We start from the raw sequence: 16,045 nt of genomic DNA on the forward strand, positions 1-16,045 counted from the left end.
GCGAGATCACGTTATTGATTAAGAGTTGCTCTATGATTGCGGTTAATGATTCTTTGTGACTTTATTTGCTTTACTGGTGGTTTGGCTAACCAGTCTGGCTGCTTTAATCATTCCAATCGGAGGTTGTTATGGAGCTTTATCTCGACACAGCAGATGTGGCCGCAGTTAAACGTCTGGCGCGTATCCTGCCTTTGCAGGGCGTCACCACCAATCCCAGTATTTTGGCCAAAGCAGGTAAACCTATCTGGGAAGTGCTACCAGCGCTGCGCGATGCTTTGGGTGGAACCGGTAAACTTTTTGCACAAGTGTTAGCCAGTGACAGCGAGTTAATGGTGTCGGAGGCTGTTTTACTGTCGCAACGGGTTCCTGGTTTGGTTATCAAAGTACCCGCTACGGCAGAAGGGTTGGCAGCAATCAAAAAGTTGAAAGCGATGTCAATCCCGACATTGGGTACGGCGGTGTACGGTGCCGGACAAGGCCTATTATCTGCTTTAGCTGGGGCTGAATATGTGGCTCCTTATGTCAATCGGTTGGATGCGCAGGGCGGTGATGGTATCGCGATGGTACGTGAGTTACAGCAGTTGCTCACCTTGCATGCACCGGGCGCTAAAGTGTTGGCCGCCAGCTTCCGGACTCCTCGGCAAGTGCTAGATTGCTTACTGGCGGGCTGCCAGTCGGTCACTATTCCTGTGGATGTTGCAGAACAATTTATCAGTACACCGGCGGTTAAAGCCGCCGTTGAACAGTTTGAACATGATTGGCAGGGCGCATTTGGCTCCGCAATCTTGGGCTAGTATTTCATTCACGCACGAAACCATAAAAGAACGCCCGCTGAGACATCAAGCGGGCGTTACATTGTCACTTATCCGAGCAGAATAAAACGGTTTTATTCTAACAAGGGCATTTCCCCAATTTGCCCGCTTCGCTAGGGAAACGGGCCTCCAGACAATAACGGTGGAAATCACGCTCGGTCATTGGCGGTGTCTCAGGATGATGACGGCGCATATGATTGACATAATTGCCATAATCCTGCACTCCGACCATCAAGCGAAAACTTTGTGCCACCCGGCGCGCGATCAGACGTACCCAAGCCCACCACGTGGTCGGGCGAGTTGCTATTGGAACCAGCGGTATGCAGCGCGTAATCTGACGCGACCCGGCGGGGAATGGCCGTTTGTGCAACAGATTCGTGTGCTGCCTGCGCAGTGGGATACCTACATTAGCCACGAACAGTCTCCTCACGGAATACAACTTCAGTTTCGTGCGTGGTGGGCTTGCTGGATTTCAGCGCGCGCCGAATCACGAAGAAAGATGAAATCAACATGGTCACTGCCACCAGCATAAAGAAGGCGCACAAGGCGGCGTTGATCTGATTGTTAAACACAATAGTTTCCATGTCCTTAATGCTCTTGGCTGGGGCAATGAGTACCCCTTGCTCGACACCTGCCGAGAATTTTTTCGCCTGAGCCAGGAAACCAATGCTCGGTTTTTCATGGAAAATCTTCTGCCAGCCTGCGGTCATTGAGGTAATAAACAGCCAAATTGTTGGCAGGATGGTCACCCAAGCATAGCGCTGCTTCTTCATTTTAAACAGGACCACAGTCCCTAAAATCAGCGCCATTGACGCCAGCATCTGGTTACCGATACCAAACAATGGCCATAAGGTATTGATGCCGCCCAGCGGGTCGACCACCCCTTGATAGACAAAGAAGCCCCAACAGGCCACGGCCACCGTGGTTCCGGATAAGTTACCCAACCAGGAGCGGTTATTTGCCAGACTCGGCACCACCACCCCCACCAAATCCTGCACCATAAAGCGGCAAGCACGGGTACCGGCATCAACGGCGGTCAGAATAAACATCGCCTCAAACAGAATGGCGAAGTGATACCAGAATGCCATCATATTGCGGCTATTGAAAACTTCACTGATGATATGCGCCATCCCGACGGCAAAAGTAGGGGCACCGCCCGCACGAGAGAGTATTGAGTTCTCGCCGACATCTTTGGCAATCATGGTCAGAGTTTCAGGCGTGACGACAAACCCCCAACTGTTGATCGCCAACGCCGCACTTTCTACTGTGCTGCCAATCAGCGCCGCTGGGGAGTTCATCGCAAAATAAACGCCCGGATCGATAACCGATGCACAAATCAGCGCCATAATTGCGACGAATGATTCCATCAGCATCGCGCCGTACCCGATAAAGCGAATGTGGCTTTCGCGTTCAATCAGTTTCGGCGTGGTGCCACTGGCCACCAGCGCATGGAAGCCCGAAATCGCGCCACAGGCGATGGTGATAAACAGGAATGGGAACAGACTGCCGGAGAAGACTGGGCCGCTGCCATCAATAAAACGCGAGACGGCAGGCATTTTCATTTCGGGCATGGCGAACACAATACCCACCGCCAAACCGATAATGACACCGATTTTCAGGAAAGTTGATAGATAATCTCGTGGTGCCAACAACAGCCATACCGGCAGCACGGAGGCAATAAAACCATAAATAACCAGCACCCAAGTCAGGGTAGTGCCGTGTAAGGTGAAGAATGGCCCCCAATAAGGATGAACCGCAATATTCCCGCCGTAAATAATTGCCGCCATCATTAACACGAAACCGATTAGCGACACTTCGGCGATTTTACCTGGGCGCAGAAAACGCATATACACGCCCATAAACAGCGCAATTGGGATGGTGGCTGCAATGGTAAACAGGCCCCACGGGCTGTCTGCCAATGCTTTTACCACCACTAAAGCCAGGGCGGACAAGATGATGATCATCACCCCTAAGGCACCTAACATGGTGATAATACCGGCAAAAGCCCCTAATTCTTGTTTTGCCATTTCCCCCAATGAGCGGCCATCGCGGCGGGTGGAGATAAACAGGATCAGGAAATCCTGCACCGCACCGGCCATCATTACCCCCACCAGAATCCAGATAGTGCCGGGTAAAAAGCCCATTTGGGCGGCTAAAATGGGCCCGACTAAGGGCCCAGCACCCGCAATAGCGGCAAAGTGGTGACCGAAAAGCACCCATTTATTGGTCGGAACATAATCCAGACCATCATTACGCCGCTCCGCAGGGGTTAAACGGCGGTCATCCAGTTCAAAGATATTCTTGGCGATAAACAAGCTGTAAAAACGATAGGCGATGCTGTAACACGCTACTGATGCAATCACCAGCCAGATGGCGTTGACATGCTCGCCTCGGCTCAGTGCTAGCATGGCAAAAGCAAATGCACCAATTAACGCCACGGTCAGCCATATGACGACAGTCTTGACGTTTTTCATGGTTAACAACTCCTTGTTATGTTTATGGGGAACAGTTATCAGCACCTGTTTGTGACAAAAGATGCAAACTGTTAGCTAACATAGGAGGTTTAATGTGAAAGAAAAGTAGCGAAAGTGAGAACTGTGATGAGCTAATTGTTTTTTGCTCACCATTAGTATCATTTTCTTACATATTGTGACAGCTACCCAACTGTGCTGATCATGAAGCCAAGGTAATAGGGGGCGGGGATGACGAACATAAAAAAGCCGTGGGATGTTGTGCATCACCACGGCTTTATCCGTCATACTTCAAGCTGTATGTGCGTTGGCTGCCATCACTTACCCAATTCATTGAGTTTCTCAACTCTTTGGGTTCATTACGTTGCCGCCTTCCTGCTACTCGAATTATTTAGGGTATAATTAATAATATATTGATTATAAACATCAAACCACTGGGCGGGCCACCACGTTGCGCGTTTCCATCCGCACTTCTGCAATGCGCACTTCAATTTTATCGTTTTGGCTGTAAACCGTTTCACCTTTGATCTGTATGGTGCCGGTTTCCTGGCTGCACACCATTTCATCACGTACCGCATGAATAAATGGCGCCGGAATAAAGGCCACTGCGCCATTATCCAGTAAGCGCACGCGCAGACCACCGCGAGTGATATCAATGATTTCCGCAGGGAAGCGGGTATCCGTGCCGGCCATAGGTTGCAGGTAGCGGGCATACAGCCAATCACCGACGTCGCGTTCAGCCATGCGATTCAACCGACGGCGTTCAGCCAATTGCACCGTGATTTCATCTTGTGGTTTCTCTGCTTGCTGACCGGTAATAATGGCTTTCAGCAGACGATGGTTGACCATATCGCCGTATTTACGAATTGGCGAGGTCCAGGTGGCGTAAGCTTCCAGCCCCAAACCGAAGTGTGGGCCGGGAACCGTACTGATTTCAGCAAATGTCTGGAAACGGCGGATGCGACTGTCGAGGAACTGGGTCGGCAAGGCATCAAGATGACGGCGCAACTCACAGAAACCCGGTAGGGTCAGCAGCGCTTGTGGATCGGCTTCTACCCCATTGGCTTGCAACACATTGGCGGCTTGTTCAACCAAAGCAGGATCAAATCCGGTATGCACGTTATAAATGCCAAAGCCAAGATTATCACGTAGCGCAATAGCGGCACAGACGTTGGCGGCAATCATGCACTCTTCAACAATACGATTAGCAATGCGGCGGTGCTCAACAATGATATCCAGCACTTCGCCTTTTTCGCCCAACAGGAAGCGATAGTCTGGCCGGTCTTTAAACACCAGCGCATGCGCCTGACGCCAACTGCTGCGCGCGTCACAAACACGTTTCAGTAATGTGATTTGTTCAGCAATATCAGCATCCTGTGGCTGCCAGTCGCCCTGACCGTCTAACCAGTCAGAAACTTCGTCATAAACCAGCTTGGCTTTTGACTCTACCCAAGCGGCAGAGAATTGAATGTCATCCCCCAGCGCACCATCAGCGGCGATAGTGACACGGCACACCAACACCGGGCGGCGTTCATTCGGGCGCAGTGAGCAGAGATTGTCGGATAAATCGCGTGGCAGCATCGGGATATTAAAGCCCGGCAGATAGTTGGTAAATGCGCGTTTGCGGGCAATTAAATCCAACTCACTGTTCTCATCGACATAAGCCGTAGGGTCTGCAATGGCAATGGTCAACAACAGAGAACCGTCTCCGTTGTCTTTCACATGCAAGGCGTCATCCATATCTTCGGTGCTGGCGCTATCGATAGTGACAAAATTAAGCGCAGTCAAATCTTCACGTTGCAGATTGGCATCATGCAGAGCCGATTCCACCATCGCTGGCGCTTCACGCTCCAGATTATGGCGCGCTAATGTGACCCACCAAGGCACAAAATGATCTTCGCCATCAGTAATAAAAGCAGTCAGATCAGCATTAAAGGCCCGGTCACCTTTTAATGGATGGCGGCGCATTTCAGCCACGGCCCAATCACCGGTCTGGAAATCGTGCGTCAGTTCACGCACCGGACGACACTGAATAGCATCACGCAGCAGAGGATGGTCAGGAACGATAGACAGGCGGTCGTCTTTTCGTTGTACACGGCCAACAAAGCGAGATAAAAATGGCTCAACCAGGGTTTCCGGCTCAGCAATTTCACGATCTTTATCGGTGTGAAGAGTCGCAATAATGCGATCGCCATGCATGACTTTTTTCATCTGCGGCGGCGGAATAAAGTAACTTTTCTGCCCGTCTACCTCAAGAAAGCCAAAGCCTTTCTCAGTACCTTTAACGACGCCTTCGACGCGCGGAGTCTGAGTGTGAAGTTGCTGTTTTAGCTGCGCCAGCAGCGGGTTATCTTGAAACATATCGTCCAGTGAATGGTGTAGTGAGTGGGATTAATCCGGCTGACAGTTTTACGCGAATCAGTCCCATCGGGCAAGCGGCATATCACCCTGAGGCCGAATTCCCTGTTAGAAACAGGGGCTATCTATTGCCCTCAATGAGCCATGCATAATAAATCGGCCCCGACTGATAAACATCAGGGCCGGCTCATTGATGCTAATCCAGCAAAAACGTAATCAAGCAATACGTCGTGTTTGCGGTTGTTGCCAGCGGCGCACGGTCACCGGCACAGATTTTGAGGTAGGGGTGTGGGTTTCATCACCAAAGCTGGACAACGGCACTAGCGGGTTGGTTTCAGGGTAATAGGCCGCCAGATTACCCCGTGGAATATCATAGCTAACCAGTTTGAATCCACTGACTTTTCGCGTGATTCCGTCATTCCACAGGGTTTCAATTTCCACTAAATCGCCATCTTCTAAGGCCAGTGCCGCCAAATCTTGCGGGTTAATAAACAGCACTTCCCGTTGACCGTACACCCCGCGATAGCGGTCATCAAGGCCATAAATGGTGGTGTTGTACTGGTCATGCGAGCGCAAGGTTTGCAGCACAAAGGGGGCGGGTTCGCCAGCAATCTGCGGGAACAAACTCTCCGGCAGCATGGATGCGCAAAACTCGGCTTTACCACTGGGGGTGGCAAACTGCATTTCGGCGGCGGCACTGCCCAGATAGAAGCCACCCGGTTGCTCACAGCGGGCATTGAAATCATCAAATCCGGGGGTGGTGGCAGCAATATGGTCACGAATCAGGGTGTAATCATCGGCTAATGCCAGCCAATTCAGCGCCTTACCCTGTGCGGGCTGGTGAGCAAAAACCGCATGGGCGATACCACAGACAATGGCGGTTTCAGCGTGTTGAGTCTCCGCCAACGGTTTACCTACGCCCTCAGAGGCATGCACCATGCTAAATGAATCTTCGACGGTGATAAACTGCGAGCCAGTGGCTTGCATATCGCGCTCTGTGCGGCCCAATGTTGGCAGGATCAGGGCTTCAGTGCCGGTAATCAGGTGGCTGCGATTCAGTTTGGTGCTGATATGCACCGTCAGGTCACACCGGCGCAATGCTTGCGCGGTGCGCTCGGTATCCGGTGCGGCCGCAGCCAAATTACCGCCAAGGGCAATCAACACTTTGACTTCACCGCGCAACATCGCCTCCAGTGCTTCCACGGTATTATGACCGGCGGCTTGAGGCGGTTTGAAACCAAAATGCTGACCTAAGCGCGCTAACATGGCGGCAGAGGGGTTCTCATCAATGCCCATGGTGCGGTTGCCTTGCACATTACTGTGGCCGCGAACTGGGCATAAACCGGCACCAGGTTTGCCTAACTGACCAAACAACAGTTGCAGATTGGCTAATTCCCTGACGGTTATCACCGAATGTTTATGCTGGGTGATGCCCATCGCCCACGTCAGAATGACACGTTCTGCATGCTGATAGATATCTGCCGCATGGCGTATTTGTGCCTCCGTCAGGCCCGATTGCTGGGTAATCTGCGCCCATGAAGTATGATCAACCGCCGCCAGATAATCATCGATTCCTTGGGTGTGCGTAACAATAAACGCCTCATCGAATAAGCCGGACAACCCTTGCGCCAACTGATGGCGATGGGTTTCCAGTAGCGTTTTCACCATCCCGCGCACCGCCGCCATGTCACCGCCGAGATTCGGCTGAAAATAGGCAGAACTGATCGGCGAGGATTTTGGCGTCAACATTTCAATCGGGTTTTGTGGGTCAGCAAAACGTTCCAGCCCGCGCTCGCGCAAGGTATTGAAACTGACAATCCGTGCACCGCGGTCTTTGGCATGGCGCAAACTGTGTAACATTCTCGGGTGATTAGTGCCCGGATTCTGCCCGAAGACAAAAATGGCATCAGCTAGCTCAAAATCCTGCATACGAATGGTGCCTTTACCGACCCCAATACTCTGTTTCAGCCCGGTGCCACTGGCTTCATGACACATATTGGAGCAATCTGGGAAGTTATTCGTCCCCAACATGCGGCCAAATAGCTGATAAAGATAGGAAGCTTCATTACTGGCGCGGCCTGAGGTATAGAGTTCCAACTGATTGGGGTTATCCAACCCATTAATATGCTTAGCAATTAATTCAAGAGCGCTTTCCCAACTGATTGGTTGATAGCGGTCAGTCTCGGGGTTATAGCGCATGGGGTGAGTTATGCGCCCTTGATATTCAAGAAAATAGTCACTTTGTTGGCGCAGGGTAGTGAGGCCGTGTTCAGCAAAAAATGCCGGCTCTACGGCCTTACGAGTGGCTTCCCAACTGACGGCTTTAGCCCCATTTTCACAAAAACTAAAGGTGCTGTGATTATCATCTCCCCACGCGCAGCCGGGGCAGTCAAAGCCTTTGACTTGATTGACGCGCAGCAAATTACGAATATTTTTCAATGCTTGCTTGCTGTCCAGAACAAAGCGCGTGGTGGCTTCAAGAGAACCCCAGCCGCCAGCCGCGCCGGTATAGGGTTTTATAGTCGATTTAAATTTCATAATGATACGCCGCAGGTGTTTTTTTGTTTCAAGTAGGTAATGAAATCATTAACAACTTGAGTCTATTTTGTCACAAGTCTAGTGGGGCGCAGCACCGGCGTCTAATCGAAACCCGCAATCACGGCATAGAGGGGGCTTATCACAGGCTGGTTAGCCGGGTGCTATGGCATAGCAGATGAGGATATTTATTCAGTATGGGACCCTAACTAAGTCGATAAAATTAAGAATGTTTAAAATATAGATTTAACTTAAATTATTAATTTGCTAATCAACTTGGGAGGAGGATGAGACTATTTGATTAAAGCCCTGTTTAATCAAAATAAATTAATCTCTTTAATGATATTCTTATCTTAATTACTCTCTTGCCTAGATTATTAGACTGATATTTATATTATAACAGTCTAATAATCTGGTTTAAATGATGGAAAGATTAATTAACTGCTCTATCATTGAATAATGGATGGCTTGTTCAATATAAAGCCAAATATAAATAACCCAAAGTAGCTACTATTATACTTAAACCATGTTGCTGTATTCGCTGGTTTATCATATCTCATTATAAACACCATGTTCATGATAGTCATCATAAAATAATAATAACAGTGATGCTCACATTACTGTTGAAATATAAAGGCAAATCTTTACCTGCCTTTACTCGTCTATACCCATGATTATTTCGGTGAGGATAATATAATGACACAAACACAACTGGCTATTGATAATGTCTTGGCAAGTGCTGAAAGTACAGTGAAAATTAATGAGTTACCGGAAGTTGTCCTGGATTTTATTACCGGGGAACAAACGGGTGTTGCGCGCGCTGGTGGTATTTTCACCAAGGAGGACTTAATTAACCTCAAACTTTATGTCAGGAAGGGACTCTCTTTACCCATCAAGCAGGATGAAGTAGAAACTTACCTTGGATATAAAAAAATAGATATTCCAGGACTTGAACCGATAGATATTAAAAATTTATTTTATGATATTCATAATCATGCATTAAATTGGAGTGATGTTGAACAAGGTGCATTACAGCAGAGCCTGGATTTGGATATTGCCGCCAAGAACATCGTCAGTACTGGTGATGAAATTATCAATGTAATAAATCAAATGCCAATAACAGTGCGAGTCAAAACCTTGCTGGGTGATATTACAGACAAACAGTTGGAAGATATCACTTATGAATCTGCTGATCATGAAATAGCCACGGCATTAAAAGACATACTTGATGACATGAAAGCGGATATCAATAGACACCAGAAAACAACTGAAAATATTAGACAAAAGGTATCAAATTATAGAATTACCTTGACTGGAGGTGAACTATCATCAGGAAATAAAGTGAATGGATTGGAACCACAGGTCAAAGCAAAATATGACCTGATGGAAAAAAATAACATGAGAAAGTCAATAAAAGAATTAGACGATAAAATAAAAGAGAAGAAACAGAGAATTGAGCAATTAAAGAAAGACTACGATAAGTTTGTCGGTCTATCTTTTACCGGGGCAGCCGGTGGCATAATAGGCATTGCTATTACTGGTGGGATATTTGGTGCTAAAGCCGAAAAAGCCAGAAAAGAAAAAAATGCATTAATCCGTGAGGTTTCTGAATTAGAAAAAAAAGTTAGCCATCAAAGAACATTGCAAACCTCGTTAGAGACACTTTCTCTGTTATTTAGTGATATTGGCATTCGGATGGTTGATGCCGAATCTGCACTTAACCATCTGGATTTTATGTGGTTATCTGTTCTCAATCAAATCAATGAATCTCAGACGCAGTTCAGTACGATTAATAATGCATTGCGCCTGACTAGTTTTGTTAATAAATTCCAGCAGGTGATTACCCCATGGAAAAGTGTTGCAGACTCTGCCCTCCAACTGGTGCATATATTTGATGAAGCAATAAATGAATACAAAAAAGTATATGGCTAATCAATTTTACCCTGTTTAATCATTTATTATGAGGATTATCACTATGGCTGAAATAAGCACATTTCCGCACAGTGCCCTAAATTATCCAGACGTTAATATTAAAGCTTTAAACCAAGGAGTTAAAAATATATCACATCTTGCTCAATTGAAAACGGAAGGCGTTGAAGTATTACAGGAAAAAGCGCTACGAGTTGGTTTATATTCGCAAAAATTGGATGTTAATGTGCGCGAGTCACTATCAAGCCTACAGGTTAAGTTGAAGAATATTCTAGCACAAACCTATTTCACTACCCTGGAGGAAATCGATGAGGCACTTGTAAGTAATGATATTGATGAAGAAAGTAAATCTGAAATGCGTAAAGAGCGTCTTGATTTGATTAAAAGTTTGGGTAATGACATCGCTCAACTAAGGAAACTCTTTATCGAAAAAACAGAGTTACTAGATAAATCGGCTGCTGATCTTCATAATGTAATTATTATTGAGGGAACCGATAAAGTTTTGCAAGCTGAGCAATTACGCCAAAAACAACTGACAGAAGATATTGGTATAAAAGAACTGGAAATAAAAGAGATAGAGAAGAAGAGGGATAAGATAATAGAGGCTTTGGATATTATCCGCGAGCATAATCTCATTGATGCATTCAACGATCTTATTCCGACAGGCGAAAATTTAAGTGAGTTAGACCTGGCTAAACCTGAGTTGGAGTTAATCAAACAGTCATTAGAGATTACCAAAAAGGTATTGGGGCAGTTTTCTGCGGGTTTAAAGTACATAGATTTAACTGAAGCACGGAAAAAACTGGATAACCAAATAGATACAATTTCCACCCGTTTAACAGAGCTAAATCATCAGTTAGAAAAATCAGATAAATTAGTTTCTGGTATTAATGCTGTAATTAAAATTGATAAAGAGAAAAGTGTTGTTGTTGCTGAAGTCGAAAAACTTAGCCACGCATGGCACCTTTTTATTAATGAGATAGCGGCATTGCAGGGTACGGCGCTGAATGAAATTGGATTATCTAAACCACTAATAAAACAACAGAGTTATTTAGAGTCATTAATCAAACAGTTTGTTCAGTTATAACTCAATAAGTGCGGTTCTATTATGGTAATGACTCATTTAAGGCGATGCTCATAAATGAGATTTTATTTCACTAATGTTCTCTTTCACTGATGTTATCGAGGTTAACTATGCCTAAATATATGGTTCAGTCAATGGATTCTGGCACGTTGGGTAAAGTAAAATATTATCGTAAACAGACGACAGATCACCCTAATCACAAAGAGACAGGGGCATTTACCCAGGCGGCTAAAGATGCTTATGCCAGTAGTCATAATATTGATGCTAAACAGGTGGAGGTCGGCAAATTTATGAGTGGTCAGCCTGAGCCTGGTAACGCAGTGTCAGTGTAGCCGGCAGTCTATTTAAATCACCAGCCCAGCTATTTTGCGGGGCTTGGTGATTAATGCTCAGGATAGACTTTCTCTTTAAACTCGCACAAATCTTCAATAATGCATGAGCCACAGCGCGGCTTACGGGCAACACAGGTGTAGCGGCCATGCAAAATAAGCCAGTGGTGGCAGTCCAGTTTAAATTCAGCCGGAACCACTTTGAGTAACTTGGTTTCAACCTGATCCACATTACTGCCGGGGGCAAAACCGGTGCGGTTACATACGCGGAAGATATGGGTATCAACCGCAATCGTCGGCCAGCCAAAGGCGGTATTCAGTACCACATTGGCTGTTTTGCGGCCCACGCCCGGCAAAGCTTCAAGTGCAGCGCGATCCTCTGGCACTTCGCCTTGATGTTTTTCCAGTAATATCCGGCAGGTTTTAATCACATTTTCGGCTTTGGTATTAAACAGACCAATAGTTTTGATGTATGACTTTAGCCCTTCAACACCTAGATCAAGTATGGCCTGTGGGGTGTTAGCCACCGGGTAAAGTTTGGCGGTGGCTTTATTGACACTCACATCAGTTGCTTGCGCCGATAAGAGTACCGAAATCAATAACTCAAAGGGCGTACTGTAGACCAACTCGGTGGTCGGGTGCGGGTCGTTATCCCGCAGGCGAGTCAAAATAGCGACGCGTTTTTCTTTATTCATAAGACTTTTCTACCAGGATATCCCGAGCCTGTGGCGTAGCCGCTAATACTTTGGCTTTGCGCGCTTTCATTTTTTCATCAATGACATATTTACCAGCTAACAGTAAACCTAAGCCGATAAAAGCCCCCGGTGGTAACATGGCTAACAGGAATGGGCTGTCCAGATGTAAGACGTCAATGCGCAGTACTTTGGCCCAGCTTCCGAGCAGCATATCTGCGCCATCAAACAGGGTGCCGTTACCCAGAATTTCACGTAGTGAACCCAAGACAAATAAGGCACTTGTGGCTCCCAGCCCCATCGCGAGGCCATCCAGCGCAGATAATCCTACTGGATTTTTAGCGGCATAGGCTTCCGCCCGGCCAATCACAATACAGTTGGTCACAATCAATGGGATGAATATCCCAAGCGACTGATATAAACCAAAGGCATAGGCGTTAATCAGCATTTGGACGGTACTGACCACCGACGCAATAATCATGACGTAAATAGGAATGCGGATTTCATTCGGCACCCAACGGCGTAGCGCCGATACCGCCGTGTTGGTGCACACTAATACCAGCGTGGTGGCCAACCCTAAGCCCAGTGCGTTGGTTGCCGTTGAGGAGACGGCCAACAGGGGGCAGAGGCCCAGCAGTTGCACTAATGCCGAGTTATTTTTCCATAGCCCTTGGGCGAAGAGATCTTTTGCTTCACTCATTGATTTTCTCCACAGACGGGCAAACTATCCAGTTTTGCTGGCAGAGTTTCTAAAAATAGCGCGGTGTTTTTTACCGCCTGGACCACGGCTCTTGGCGTAATGGTCGCACCGGTAAACTGATCAAAATCACCACCGTCTTTTTTCACCGCCCAGCGCTTATCTTGTTCACTTTCTACGTGTTGACCACTGAAATGACTTATCCAATCAGAAATGCGGATATCAATTTTATCACCAAGACCGGGGGTTTCGTGATGTTCGACGACTCGGCTACCCAGTACGTTACCGCGAAAATCAGCCCCAACCAATAATTGAATAGCCCCGGAATAGCCATCTGGTGCGGTAGTTTCAATGGCAACGGCGACCGGTTGGCCCTCTTTGCGTGCCAAATAAAGGCGGTGAGGGGCCATATTACCCAACGCAGAATTTGTGACAACGTAACATTCAGCTTGCATGTCATTGTCATAATTTTCTGCCGGGACGACCTGATCCAGCAAAGCTTTTTGCTGTAGCGCCGCCTGATGAGCAATGGTGGTTTCAGTCAGTGCATTAACCACCGCCGTCAACCCGGTGGCGCCGGCAGCAAACAGTGCCAGAGTGATGCCATGACGCCTCATAGTGTTTAGCATAACGGCTCCTTATTTGTGCCCACGGTGATGACCATAAACACGTGGCTGGGTATAGTGGTCAATCAGCGGAACCGTGATGTTAGCCAGCAGCACGGCAAATGCCACGCCATCGGGATAACCGCCGTAAACACGAATAAGCCAGACTAAAATACCAATTAATGCGCCGAAAATCAGCCGGCCACGGGGGGTAGTGGATGCGCTGACGGGATCGGTGGCAATAAAGAAAGCCCCTAGCATGGTGGCACCGGAAAACAAATGCAGCATCGGCGGAGCAAAACTTTGTGGCGCAATCACCCAACTGAGGGCGGCACAACCGGCCAAAGCTAGCAGGAAACTTACCGGAATATGCCAGTGAATAGCTTTGCGCCACAGCAGTAGCAGCCCTCCGGCTAAGAAACCGAGGTTAACCCATTGCCAACCGACGCCCGCTAACCCTCCAGCAAAAATAGGGTGTTGCAGAATTTGCTCGGTCGGTTGCGAACGTAGGGCGGTTTTAAAGCTATCGAGCGGGGTGGCCTGACTGATCCCATCATAGCCAATCTGTAGTTGATGAATATCCGCACCGCTATGGGTAAAACCGGTGAAAATGGTTAGCAGGCTGTCATAGAAACCCACCGGGGTTCCCTGCAAGGGTAGCGGAGGGAGCCAACTGGTCATTTGCACCGGGAATGAAATCAGCAGAACGACATAGCCGACCATCGCGGGGTTAAACGGATTTTGCCCCAAGCCGCCATAGAGCTGTTTGGCAATGACAATGGCGAATAATGTCCCTAATACAATCATCCACCAAGGGGCCAGTGGGGGTAGGCTTATCCCCAATAGCAAGCCGGTGAGCAGCGCAGAATTGTCCTGCAAGCGCATCAGAACGGGCTGTTGACGTAATTGCAAAACAGCACCTTCGGCCAGCACGGCGGTCACCATGGCCAGCGCCACTTGAATCAGACTGCCATAACCAAAGAAATAGGTTTGGGCGATAACCCCCGGAATACAGGCCAAAATAACCAACAGCATAATACTGCGGGTGCTACGTTGATTATGCGTAAAAGGGGAACTGGCTATCTGCAACCCTTTGTTCTGGGGTGGTGCTACAGGCCTGAATTTCATGAAATTGCAACCATATGTCGAATACTTAACAGGGTTCTCAAACGCAGGCGTCGCGCGGGCAAGTTAATACTTGCGGGCATGGGTACACTCAGTCGTCAGGGGATAATATAAGTGCCGCATTCTACCCTATTTGGACAAAGTGTAATACGCCTTAATTATAGGGTTATTATTCATTATATGCAGCAATACTAAGGAAATTAGCGCATTTAATAAACCGCGCTAATCTTAAAATTTCACTTGCAATTTATATCTGAATAGTAACAGGCGAACAGTAAGAAATACTGTTTTTTCTATGGACATAATTAAGCGTTAGTAACAGAAGAAAGGCACCTAACAACTTGATTATAATAACGCTTATTGTTGGGGTTTTATTTGTAATCAATTGTAAATTAAAGACTTATTAACAATTGAAATGAGACTTGAGAAAAGCGTTGGCATAATGATAAATTGATGTAGTATGCAGAGTAATTATATATTTAAAGAACAATGAAATGATTAATGAAGACATATTATTTATAGATGAATTAATTGAGTGGATTGAAATTAATTTAGAAAAACGACCCACATTAGATGATGTGGCAAAAATTTCTGGATATTCAAAATGGCATCTGCAACGAAAATTTAAAAGTATTGTGGGGTTACAATTAGCGTCCTATATACGTGGGCGGGTACTGACTCGTGCGGCAGTTGCCTTGCGTATCTCGCGCCGGCCCATCATTGAAATCTCTGATGAGTTGGGTTTTGACTCACAACAGACGTTTACTCGTACCTTTAAGAAGCGTTTTGGTGTCACACCCAATAGTTTTCGCCAGATGGAGCAATGGGATGTGCAAGGGATGCTGCCCCGTTTTAATTTCTATGAGAATTACACACCAGAAATCAAGCGGATATCTTTACCGCCACAAGAGCTAGTGGGCTTTACCCGACGGCTGGATTTTGATGAACACAATCATTGCAGCGGCCAGCATTCATCTTGCATGGCCATGAAAGATGAAATTTTGCTCGATTTCTTTAAAGAAGTTAACTTTTCTTGCCAGCGGGTCTATTCGCTATTTTCGGCTAAGCCGTCTCAGCAAGGGCAGAAAAGTATGTATTATTCGACGGCTATTGATAAAGAGAAACGGCATGAAATTCAAGGGCATCGCGAGGTTGATGCATTGTCCATCCCGGCGGGAGAGTTTTTATCTATTTCCCATCAAGGTAATGCTAAAGAATGTATAAAGTTTTCAATATATCTGTTTAATGAAGTACTGCCTAAGTTGCGTGATGAGTTCGGCGGCGGTATTGAAATGGAAGTTATAGAAGTGGATGGCTGCCATGCGGAATCTAAATTGCGCGATATTACAGCCGTTTACACTTACCTGATGTCAGTGAACTGACACCCTATTGCAGGGCGTCAGTTCAG

13 protein-coding genes are annotated in these 16,045 nt (G+C 47.0%); 5 read left to right on the forward strand and 8 right to left on the reverse strand.

From position 1 onward, the window contains the following. The first annotated feature begins 128 nt into the window (after positions 1-128). A complete protein-coding gene (gene fsa / locus DX162_RS16220; protein WP_004390830.1) occupies positions 129-794 on the forward strand; it encodes a fructose-6-phosphate aldolase in 666 nt (221 codons plus the stop codon). 97 nt (positions 795-891) lie between these two features. Here fsa and DX162_RS16225 read toward each other — a convergent pair whose 3' ends face one another. The 4 genes from DX162_RS16225 to DX162_RS16240 form a co-directional block, all read right to left on the reverse strand. After that, positions 892-1,227, reverse strand: a complete 336-nt coding sequence (locus DX162_RS16225; protein ID WP_080548294.1) for a YbdD/YjiX family protein — start codon at positions 1,225-1,227, stop codon at positions 892-894. Beyond that, positions 1,220-3,286: a carbon starvation CstA family protein gene (locus tag DX162_RS16230; protein WP_004390827.1), complete on the reverse strand. Its 2,067-nt coding sequence runs from the start codon at positions 3,284-3,286 to the stop codon at positions 1,220-1,222. Before DX162_RS16230 ends, DX162_RS16225 begins: the two co-directional genes overlap by 8 nt. Before the next feature lie 423 nt (positions 3,287-3,709). Beyond that, positions 3,710-5,644 carry an exoribonuclease II gene (locus DX162_RS16235; protein ID WP_004390826.1) on the reverse strand — a complete coding sequence of 645 codons (1,935 nt, stop codon included), beginning with the start codon at positions 5,642-5,644 and terminating at the stop codon, positions 3,710-3,712. A 213-nt stretch (positions 5,645-5,857) separates the two neighbouring features. Beyond that, positions 5,858-8,179, reverse strand: coding sequence for an FdhF/YdeP family oxidoreductase (locus tag DX162_RS16240; protein ID WP_004390825.1), 2,322 nt, complete (start codon positions 8,177-8,179; stop codon positions 5,858-5,860). Positions 8,180-8,872: 693 nt separating this feature from the next. On the opposite strand from DX162_RS16240, the gene DX162_RS16245 reads away from it, so the two are divergent. From DX162_RS16245 to DX162_RS16255, 3 genes are all read left to right on the forward strand, one after another. Then, complete coding sequence (locus DX162_RS16245) at positions 8,873-10,108, forward strand: alpha-xenorhabdolysin family binary toxin subunit A (RefSeq protein WP_004390824.1); 1,236 nt, start codon at positions 8,873-8,875, stop codon at positions 10,106-10,108. Between the two features lie 43 nt (positions 10,109-10,151). Further along, the gene (locus DX162_RS16250; RefSeq protein ID WP_004390823.1) at positions 10,152-11,192 is read left to right on the forward strand and encodes an alpha-xenorhabdolysin family binary toxin subunit B; all 1,041 of its coding nucleotides are present in this window, start codon (positions 10,152-10,154) and stop codon (positions 11,190-11,192) included. A 107-nt stretch (positions 11,193-11,299) separates the two neighbouring features. Then, complete coding sequence (locus tag DX162_RS16255) at positions 11,300-11,521, forward strand: hypothetical protein (protein WP_032819937.1); 222 nt, start codon at positions 11,300-11,302, stop codon at positions 11,519-11,521. 50 nt (positions 11,522-11,571) lie between these two features. Here DX162_RS16255 and nth read toward each other — a convergent pair whose 3' ends face one another. The 4 genes from nth to rsxD are packed head-to-tail and all read right to left on the reverse strand — an operon-like array spanning position 11,572 to position 14,640. After that, positions 11,572-12,213, reverse strand: a complete 642-nt coding sequence (gene nth, locus DX162_RS16260) for an endonuclease III (RefSeq protein ID WP_032819936.1) — start codon at positions 12,211-12,213, stop codon at positions 11,572-11,574. Beyond that, complete coding sequence (locus DX162_RS16265; protein WP_032819935.1) at positions 12,206-12,910, reverse strand: electron transport complex subunit E; 705 nt, start codon at positions 12,908-12,910, stop codon at positions 12,206-12,208. The genes nth and DX162_RS16265 overlap by 8 nt, the downstream gene beginning before the upstream one ends. Further along, the gene (gene rsxG, locus DX162_RS16270) at positions 12,907-13,536 is read right to left on the reverse strand and encodes an electron transport complex subunit RsxG (RefSeq protein WP_032819934.1); all 630 of its coding nucleotides are present in this window, start codon (positions 13,534-13,536) and stop codon (positions 12,907-12,909) included. The genes DX162_RS16265 and rsxG overlap by 4 nt, the downstream gene beginning before the upstream one ends. Positions 13,537-13,545: 9 nt before the next feature. Further along, a complete protein-coding gene (rsxD, locus tag DX162_RS16275) occupies positions 13,546-14,640 on the reverse strand; it encodes an electron transport complex subunit RsxD (RefSeq protein ID WP_004390818.1) in 1,095 nt (364 codons plus the stop codon). Between the two features lie 491 nt (positions 14,641-15,131). Here rsxD and DX162_RS16280 point away from each other — a divergent pair, with 491 nt between their 5' ends. Then, positions 15,132-16,019: a helix-turn-helix domain-containing protein gene (locus DX162_RS16280; protein WP_004390817.1), complete on the forward strand. Its 888-nt coding sequence runs from the start codon at positions 15,132-15,134 to the stop codon at positions 16,017-16,019. The last annotated feature ends 26 nt before the right edge of the window (positions 16,020-16,045 follow it).

Source organism: Yersinia kristensenii (genome assembly GCF_900460525.1).
Taxonomy (GTDB): domain Bacteria; phylum Pseudomonadota; class Gammaproteobacteria; order Enterobacterales; family Enterobacteriaceae; genus Yersinia; species Yersinia kristensenii.

Excerpts from the sequence above, each read along its gene's own strand:
- fsa (WP_004390830.1), top strand. The coding sequence starts at position 129 with ATGGAGCTTTATCTCGACACAGCAGATGTGGCCGCAGTTAAACGTCTG.
- DX162_RS16230 (WP_004390827.1), bottom strand. The coding sequence starts at position 3,286 with ATGAAAAACGTCAAGACTGTCGTCATATGGCTGACCGTGGCGTTAATT.
- DX162_RS16235 (WP_004390826.1), bottom strand. The coding sequence starts at position 5,644 with ATGTTTCAAGATAACCCGCTGCTGGCGCAGCTAAAACAGCAACTTCAC.
- DX162_RS16240 (WP_004390825.1), bottom strand. The coding sequence starts at position 8,179 with ATGAAATTTAAATCGACTATAAAACCCTATACCGGCGCGGCTGGCGGC.
- DX162_RS16245 (WP_004390824.1), top strand. The coding sequence starts at position 8,873 with ATGACACAAACACAACTGGCTATTGATAATGTCTTGGCAAGTGCTGAA.
- DX162_RS16250 (WP_004390823.1), top strand. The coding sequence starts at position 10,152 with ATGGCTGAAATAAGCACATTTCCGCACAGTGCCCTAAATTATCCAGAC.
- DX162_RS16255 (WP_032819937.1), top strand. The coding sequence starts at position 11,300 with ATGCCTAAATATATGGTTCAGTCAATGGATTCTGGCACGTTGGGTAAA.
- nth (WP_032819936.1), bottom strand. The coding sequence starts at position 12,213 with ATGAATAAAGAAAAACGCGTCGCTATTTTGACTCGCCTGCGGGATAAC.
- DX162_RS16265 (WP_032819935.1), bottom strand. The coding sequence starts at position 12,910 with ATGAGTGAAGCAAAAGATCTCTTCGCCCAAGGGCTATGGAAAAATAAC.
- rsxG (WP_032819934.1), bottom strand. The coding sequence starts at position 13,536 with ATGCTAAACACTATGAGGCGTCATGGCATCACTCTGGCACTGTTTGCT.
- rsxD (WP_004390818.1), bottom strand. The coding sequence starts at position 14,640 with ATGAAATTCAGGCCTGTAGCACCACCCCAGAACAAAGGGTTGCAGATA.
- DX162_RS16280 (WP_004390817.1), top strand. The coding sequence starts at position 15,132 with ATGATTAATGAAGACATATTATTTATAGATGAATTAATTGAGTGGATT.